This is a genomic window from Lutibacter agarilyticus, from assembly GCF_900188235.1.
Lineage (GTDB): Bacteria > Bacteroidota > Bacteroidia > Flavobacteriales > Flavobacteriaceae > Lutibacter > Lutibacter agarilyticus.
This window is the reverse complement of sequence record NZ_FZNT01000014.1, coordinates 41,469-50,039: the sequence shown is the minus strand read 5'-3', so window position 1 is coordinate 50,039 and position 8,571 is coordinate 41,469. Positions and strand designations below refer to the sequence as shown.

Below are 8,571 nucleotides of genomic sequence, written 5' to 3'. Positions count from 1 at the left end.
GCTTCATTCAAACAGTCGTCTGTTGCTTTCCAAGTACGTGTGATTGTTTTTGAGTTTCCACAATCTGCTACTTCAACATCACTATAAGTAATAGTTACACTTCCACAAGTATCTAATCCAGTTGCCATTCCTGTAGCTGCAGGTAACGTACTGTCTGTACATTCTACTGTTACATTTACTGGAGCTGTGATGGTTGGTGGCGTGGTATCTTCAACTGTGATCGTTTGAACTGCCGTAGCTTCATTTAAACAGTCGTCTGTTGCTTTCCAAGTACGTGTGATTGTTTTTGAGTTTCCACAGTCGGCTACTTCAACATCACTATAAGTAATAGTCACACTTCCACAGGTATCTAATCCAGTTGCCATTCCTGTATCTGTAGGTAACGTACTGTCTGTACATTCTACTGTTACATTTGCTGGCGCTGTGATGGTTGGTGGCGTGGTATCTTCAACTGTGATCGTTTGAACTGCCGTAGCTTCATTCAAACAGTCGTCTGTTGCTTTCCAAGTACGTGTGATTGTTTTTGAGTTTCCACAGTCGGCTACTTCAACATCACTATAAGTAATAGTCACACTTCCACAGGTATCTAATCCAGTTGCCATTCCTGTATCTGTAGGTAACGTACTGTCCGTACATTCTACTGTTACATTTGCTGGCGCTGTGATGGTTGGTGGTGTGGTATCTTCAACTGTGATCGTTTGAACTGCCGTAGCTTCATTCAAACAGTCGTCTGTTGCTTTCCAAGTACGTGTGATTGTTTTTGAGTTTCCACAGTCGGCTACTTCAACATCACTATAAGTAATGGTTACACTTCCACAAGTATCTAATCCGGTTGCCATTCCTGTATCTGCAGGTAAAGTACTGTCCGTACATTCTACTGTTACATTTGCTGGTGCTGTGATTGTTGGTGGTGTCTGATCTTGTCCTGTATGGGTAATTGTCTCTCCTTCTAATTTGTTTCCACAGCTATCTACAACTTCATAAGTGTAAACCAAAGTCCATCCACAAACATCTCCCGTTTGTGTTGTATCTGTTAAATTAACGGTTACTACTCCTGAACAATTGTCTGAATAACTTCCGGCTACTGCCACTGCATCAAACGGATAAAATGTTTGTGCATCTGCTGAACAAACATCAACATCCACAACGCCTGTTGGTGCTGTTCCTGTTGGTGCTGTTTTGTCTTCAACTGTGATTACCTGAACTGCCGTAGCTTCATTATCACAGTCATCTTTTGCTTTCCATGTACGAGTAATTATATAACTATAATCAGTACAACTACCATCATTAGTTTGCGTAGTTACATCTTCATAACTAAAACCATAACCACTACAACTATCTCCACCAGTTGGAGTACCGGTTGAAGACTCACTAACATCATCAGTACAATTAATCGTAATATCGTTAGGCGCCACAATTGTCGGTGCTGTCTGATCTTTTCCTGTATGGGTAATTATCTCTCCTTCCAATTTGTTTCCACAGCTGTCTACTACTTCATAAGTGTAAACCAAAGTCCATCCGCAATTGCCTGGTGTTAATGACGTATCTGTTAAATTAACGGTTACTACTCCTGAACAATTGTCTGAATAACTTCCGGCTACTGCCACTGCATCAAACGGATAAAATGTTTGTGCATCTGCTGAACAAACATCAACATCCACAACGCCTGTTGGTGCTGTTCCTGTTGGTGGTGTTTTGTCTTCAACTGTGATTACCTGAACTGCCGTAGCTTCATTATCACAGTCATCTTTTGCTTTCCATGTACGAGTAATTATATAACTATAATCAGTACAACTACCATCATTAGTTTGCGTAGTTACATCTTCATAACTAAAACCATAACCACTACAACTATCTCCACCAGTTGGAGTACCGGTTGAAGACTCACTAACATCATCAGTACAATTAATCGTAATATCGTTAGGCGCCACAATTGTCGGTGCTGTCTGATCTTTTCCTGTATGGGTAATTATCTCTCCTTCTAATTTGTTTCCACAGCTGTCTACTACTTCATAAGTGTAAACCAAAGTCCATCCGCAATTGCCTGGTGTTAATGAAGTATCTGTTAAATTAACTGTTACTGCTCCTGAACAATTATCTGAATAACTTCCGGCTACTGCCACTGCATCAAACGGATAAGCTGTTTGTGCATCTGCAGAACAAACATCTACATCCACAACGCCTGTTGGCGCTGTTCCTGTTGGTGGTGTGGTATCATTTATGTTAAACTCCCTAGAAACAATGGCCGAGTTATTACAAATATCTTTAACCGTATAAGTTCGAGTTACTACAATAGGGCAAGTTCCTGTAGAAGTATCTATATACGTTATACCATCAATAGGTAGTGTATTTCCCTCTACAATAGGCTCTCCTAGTATATTTTCAATATCCTGACGCGTTATAACAGTTTCAGTCTCTTTATATGGCAAATAACTGATTGCTAAGGCTCCTGTATCACAACCTTCTATATCTGTTGATGGAAGACTAGAATTCGCAACAACAGGATCTGTAGTGTCTTCAATGTTAATAGTTTGCGTTGCTGTAGCAATATTTCCACAATTATCTTCAATTGACCAAGTTCTATTTATAGTAATAGGACAAGTTCCAGAAAATAAATCTATATATGAAATTTCTTTTAAATTAACTTCTGTAAAATCCCCTCCTCTTACATTTTTGAAATCATCTGGATCAACAATGTATTTACTTGAACTATAAGGTAATCTAGCTGGAAAGTCTGTCAAATTTAAATCAGTAGCTGAAACACCTTCAATGGAAAATACAGCTGGAGCTATAATAGTTGGAGCTGTTGAATCTCCATCAGAAATAGTTACAGTAGCCGTAGAAGTACACCCTTTCGAATCCTCTATAGTAAAAGTATGAACACCCGCACTTAACCCCGTTACTGATGGTGTAATTGTATAAGGAGCAGTACCTCCTGAAGCAGTTACTATTGCAACCCCATCTGAACCTCCAGAACAACTTACCGGACTATCCTGATATGCATTCACTGTTATAGCGGTAACAGTAATTGTCGCTACAGAAGAAGAAAAACTACTAGTACAAACACCATTATTAGTTATTGAAGCTCTATAATAATGTGTTCCTAACGCTAAAGGATCTATTGGTTCAATAGAGACTAAACCAGCTGTACCAGAAATTTCAATAAAATTAGTTCCATTCGAACTATATTCCCAATAATCAACAGTAGAGGTATTACTATTCAAATCTATTGTAAGTGTACCGCTATCTTGTCCTTCACAAACATCTTGATCAGTTGGAGTTATTACCCCTGAAAGCTCCACTCCAAAATCTAATGTTGCTCCTAAACAATAACTTGATGTGGTAGAACCACCCGAAACCGAAGCATACTGTGCTATATTAATTTGCCCTGGGTTGTCTGGATCACATATATCATAATGTATACTATCGAAAGGAACATAAAGCTCTATAAATTCACCATCATCTTTATTCGCGCACCCTGTTGAATTTCCAGTCGCTCCAATTATACCATTTAAATCTACACTAGAATAGGTAAGATCAACAAGATTCACTTTATACAAAGTAGTAGCTCCTTTAAGAGCCCCTATCTCAAGTATATATTCAGCACCAGAAATAGCATTCGTTTGCCCTCCAAATGTATCAGACAACAAACCTGTAGTTTCATCAAAATCTGTATCTAGATAAATTCTAAAAAGTGCATTACCTCCATTACCTATTTTAAATGCCAATTTAAAAGCCCCTGCATCGGTATCAATATCAGCCCAAATTTGTTCAATTGCACAAGTACCACTTCCTACAGAACTTGGTATAACTGTCAAACTATCTCCATACTCATCACCAGATAGACCCGGACCAGGGCAATAATCGCCATCAACGCTTTGTGAATAACTTATCGTCGTAACAAACAACAACACCATCAATGTTACAATTCTAAAAAAAGTAGTTTTTTTCATATTATTTTATTTTATTAACTAATGCTCTTCAGCAATTTAATTGCATCTAAACACCAATTCCGTTAAGCTAATTTTATAAACCTATAATAGGTCGCAATCTCAATTTTTTGAGTCAATCCTACAATAAAACACGAAAGTGCTTCATTATAATGTGGGGCTAAAATAAAAATGGATCTGTGGGGATCATCTTCTCAATATTATAACAAATATAAGTAGTAACCGCCATAACTACTTGATAATTAAAGTTTTTTTTAACACTTTTTAACAAATGGGCAATATTTACATATAAATGGCAATTAAAACATCATATTGTGAACAGTATTTATATGTAATAATTGTTACAAACCATTAATACCTTTATTTTCAACACATTAATACATTCTAAATCTAAATTACTTGAAATTTTATATAAAAAAGTATCTAATTAATAATTGCAACCAATTCATAAAATATGCTATTTTTGCAATTAAACTTTAGCTAAAACTATATGAATACTTACGATGTAGCTGTCATAGGCTCAGGACCCGGAGGATATGTTGCCGCAATTCGTTGCGCACAATTAGGTTTAAAAACTGCCATTATCGAAAAATACAGCACCCTTGGTGGTACGTGTTTAAATGTTGGTTGTATTCCTTCAAAAGCACTACTAGACTCGTCGCACCATTATTATGATGCTACAAAACATTTTGCAACTCACGGTATTAACGTGGAAGGTTTGGCTGTTAATTTTGATCAAATGATTGCACGTAAAAACGAAGTTGTAGCACAAACTTCTGGTGGAATCAATTACTTAATGGATAAAAATAATATTGATTTACTACAAGGTGTTGGTAGCTTTAAAGATGACACTCATATTATTATTACTAAGGAAGATGGTTCTTCAGAAGAAATTGAAGCTACTAAAACAATTATTGCAACTGGTTCAAAACCTTCAACCCTACCTTTTATTGAAGTAGACAAAAAACGAGTAATTACTTCAACTGAAGCATTAAGCTTAACTGAAATTCCGAAACACTTAATTGTTATTGGTGGTGGTGTTATTGGTTTAGAGTTAGGTTCGGTTTATAGCCGTTTAGGCTCACAAGTTTCAGTAATTGAATATATGCCTACCATTACACCTGGAATGGACGCTATGCTTTCAAAAGAATTGCAAAAATCATTAAAAAAACAAGGTATTAAATTCTTTACAGGTCATAAAGTAACTTCAGTTGTAAATAATGGAGATGAAGTTATAGTTACTGCTGATAATAAAAAAGGAGTTCCAACTGAATTTAAAGGAGATTACACCTTAATTTCTGTAGGAAGAAGTCCTTATACAGTTGGATTAGGATTAGAAAACGTTGGCATTAAAGTTACTGATCGCGGTCAAATTGAAACGAATGAACATTTACAAACCAATGTTTCAAACATTTATGCAATTGGTGATGTTGTTAAAGGAGCTATGTTAGCTCACAAAGCTGAAGAAGAAGGAACTATGGTTGCCGAATTAATTGCAGGACAAAAACCTCATATTGATTATAATTTAATTCCTGGAGTTGTTTACACTTGGCCAGAAGTTGCTTGTGTTGGTAAAACCGAAGAGCAATTAAAAGAAGCGGGAGCCAATTACAAATCTGGTATTTTTGCTATGCGCGCTTTAGGAAGAGCAAGAGCAAGTATGGATATTGACGGACAAATAAAAGTACTAGCCGACGCTGAAACCGATGAAATTTTAGGTGTTCATATGATTGGTGCAAGAGCTGCCGATATGATTGCTGAAGCTGTAATTGCTATGGAGTTTCGAGCTTCTTCTGAAGATATTGCTCGTTCATCACACGCACACCCAACATATACTGAAGCTTTTAAAGAAGCTTGTTTGGCTGTCAACGATAGAGCCATTCATAGTTAAAAAAACAAAATATAGCATTAAACATAAAAAGTCCTTTCAAATTGAAGGGACTTTTTTATTTTTGCCTAAATGCAACGGACAAGTCAATTAATTCAGATTACCGATGTTTCTGAATTTAAATCGAAACTATTAGTTTGGGCGCAACAGTTTAAAACTGCGGTATGGCTTGATAGCAATAACTACCAACAAAAGTATTCTAGCTTTGAAGCTGTTTTGGCTGTTGATGCTGCTTCTGAAATTGAATGCAGTTACACCAATGCATTTCAACAATTAAGATCATATCAAACAAAAATTAACGATTATATTTTTGGTTATTTAAGTTACGATCTAAAAAATGCTATTGAAGATGTAACTTCCAATAATTTTGATGGTTTACACTTTCCTGATTTGTACTTTTTTCAACCAAAAAAAATATTTTTTATTAAAGGAAATACTGTTGAAATAAAATACATTTCTAATTTTAAACAAGAGATTGATTTCGATTTAAAAGAAATAAATTCGGCGAAAAGCGAAAAGCAAAAAGCAAAAAGCGATATAAAAATAAAACTTCGCATTCATAAGGATGAATATTTTGAAAAATTAAATTCAGTATTAAATCACATTCACCGAGGCGATATTTATGAGGCCAATTTTTGCCAGGAATTTTATAGCGAAAACTCGAATATAAATCCCGTTGAAGTTTATCAAAATTTAAACGAAATTTCAAAACCTCCTTTTGCCACTTTCTTAAAATTAGACGACAAGTTTTTATTATCTGCTTCACCTGAGCGTTATTTAAAAAAAGAAGGTTCTAAAGTAATTTCTCAACCTATAAAAGGAACTGAAAAAAGAGCTTCAACAAAAAAAGAAGACATAAAACTAATTTCAGCTTTAGAAAAAAATCCGAAAGAACGTGCCGAAAATATTATGATTGTGGATTTGGTTCGGAATGATTTATCGCGATCAGCAATTAAAGGAAGTGTAAAAGTTGAGGAGCTTTGTAAAGTTTATACTTTTGAACAAGTACATCAGTTAATTTCAACCATTTCTTGCGAAGTAAATCCGAATATTCACCCAGTTGATATTATAAAAGACACGTTTCCTATGGGAAGCATGACAGGAGCTCCAAAAATTTCAGCAATGAAAATTATGGAAGAACTTGAAGAAACCAAACGCGGTTTGTACTCAGGTGCAGTGGGTTATATTACACCAAATGGAGATTTTGATTTTAATGTAATTATAAGAAGTATTTTGTACAATGCTTCAAAAAAATACATTTCATACTCTGTTGGAGGTGCTATAACGGCACAATCTATCCCCGAAAAAGAATACGAAGAATGCTTATTAAAAGCAAAAGCTATGAAACAAGTTTTATTAAACACTAATTAAGTATATTTACCTTATGCAAACTGCCTTTGAAGAACATCTCAATAAAAATTTACCTTTTTTAAAAGGTAAAAAATTGTTAGTTGCCATTTCTGGCGGAATTGATAGTGTTGTTTTAACGCACCTATTACATAAATTAAATTTCAATATTTCTTTAGCGCATTGCAACTTTATGCTGCGTGGAAAAGAAAGCAATAAGGACGAACAATTTGTAAAAGAGTTAGGCGAAAAACTAGCAGCACCAACTTATACTATTCAGTTCAATACCAAAACTTATGCTGAAGAAAATGGTCTTTCAACCCAAATGGCTGCTAGAGAGTTACGCTATAATTGGTTTCAGGAATTAAGCAAACAACATAATCTCGACTATATTATTACAGCGCACCAAAAGGATGATGTAATTGAAACTTTCTTAATAAACTTAACACGAGGAACGGGCTTAAATGGTTTAACAGGAATTCCTGAAGTTAACAAAAATGTGGTTCGTCCATTATTACCATTTAACAGAAACCAGATTTTAGTTCACGCAACAAAAAGAAAATTACAATGGCGAGAAGATAGCACCAACTCTTCTATTAAATATGTTCGCAATAAAATTAGACATAAGGTTGTACCATTTTTAAAAGAACTAAACCCTAGTTTATTAGAAACTTTTAGCAATACGCTAGAAAATTTAAAAGGAAGTCAACAAATTATAAATGATCGCATTAACGAGATAAAAGAAAAAGCGGTTTCTGTTACTGATGAAGCTATTCATTTTGAAATTTCAGAATTAAAAAAACTAAGTAATCCTAAAGTTTATTTGTACGAATTATTACAAGATTACGGTTTTACTGAGTGGGATGATATTACAAATTTACTAGACTCACAAACTGGAAAACAAGTATTTAGCAGTACACACAGATTGCTAAAAAATCGTGAAACACTTATTTTGTCTGAAATTAATGATACCGAACAAATTGTACTTTTTGAAGTGCCAGAAAACACTTCAAAAATAAAAAAACCAATCAAACTAAAATTTAAAAAGGTTGACATTCCGTTTGATACAAAAAACCATGAAACTAAAGTATTTGGAGAACTTATTTTAGATAAACCTGGAACCGTTTCAATAGATTATGATCAACTTGAGTTTCCGCTTACCATTAGAAAATGGCAAAAAGGAGATGCTTTTTATCCAATAGGGTTAAATGGCAAAAAGAAGTTAAGCAAATTTTTTAAGGACGAAAAACTATCACTTCTTGAAAAAGAAAATACGTGGTTATTATGTTCAAAAGGTCAAATTGTTTGGGTAATTGGAAAGCGTTTAGACAACCGTTTCAAAGTTTCAAAAACTACTTCTGCAATTTTAAAAATTAAATTGTAAAT

The 8,571-nt window shown here is 34.7% G+C and carries 4 protein-coding genes; 3 read left to right on the top strand and 1 reads right to left on the bottom strand.

Translation table 11 applies throughout. From position 1 onward, the window contains the following. Positions 1-3,953, bottom strand: a 3,953-nt coding sequence (locus CHB67_RS16875) for a SprB repeat-containing protein (RefSeq protein WP_089382985.1), incomplete at its 3' end; no start/stop codon positions are given. Between the two features lie 487 nt (positions 3,954-4,440). Here CHB67_RS16875 and lpdA point away from each other — a divergent pair. The 3 genes from lpdA to tilS all read left to right on the top strand — a co-directional run bounded on the left by lpdA (position 4,441) and on the right by tilS (position 8,569). Further along, positions 4,441-5,841: a dihydrolipoyl dehydrogenase gene (lpdA, locus tag CHB67_RS16870; protein ID WP_089382984.1), complete on the top strand. Its 1,401-nt coding sequence runs from the start codon at positions 4,441-4,443 to the stop codon at positions 5,839-5,841. Positions 5,842-5,910: 69 nt separating this feature from the next. Beyond that, a complete protein-coding gene (gene pabB / locus CHB67_RS16865; protein ID WP_089382983.1) occupies positions 5,911-7,209 on the top strand; it encodes an aminodeoxychorismate synthase component I in 1,299 nt (432 codons plus the stop codon). Between the two features lie 13 nt (positions 7,210-7,222). After that, positions 7,223-8,569, top strand: coding sequence for a tRNA lysidine(34) synthetase TilS (tilS, locus tag CHB67_RS16860; protein WP_089382982.1), 1,347 nt, complete (start codon positions 7,223-7,225; stop codon positions 8,567-8,569). The last annotated feature ends 2 nt before the right edge of the window (positions 8,570-8,571 follow it).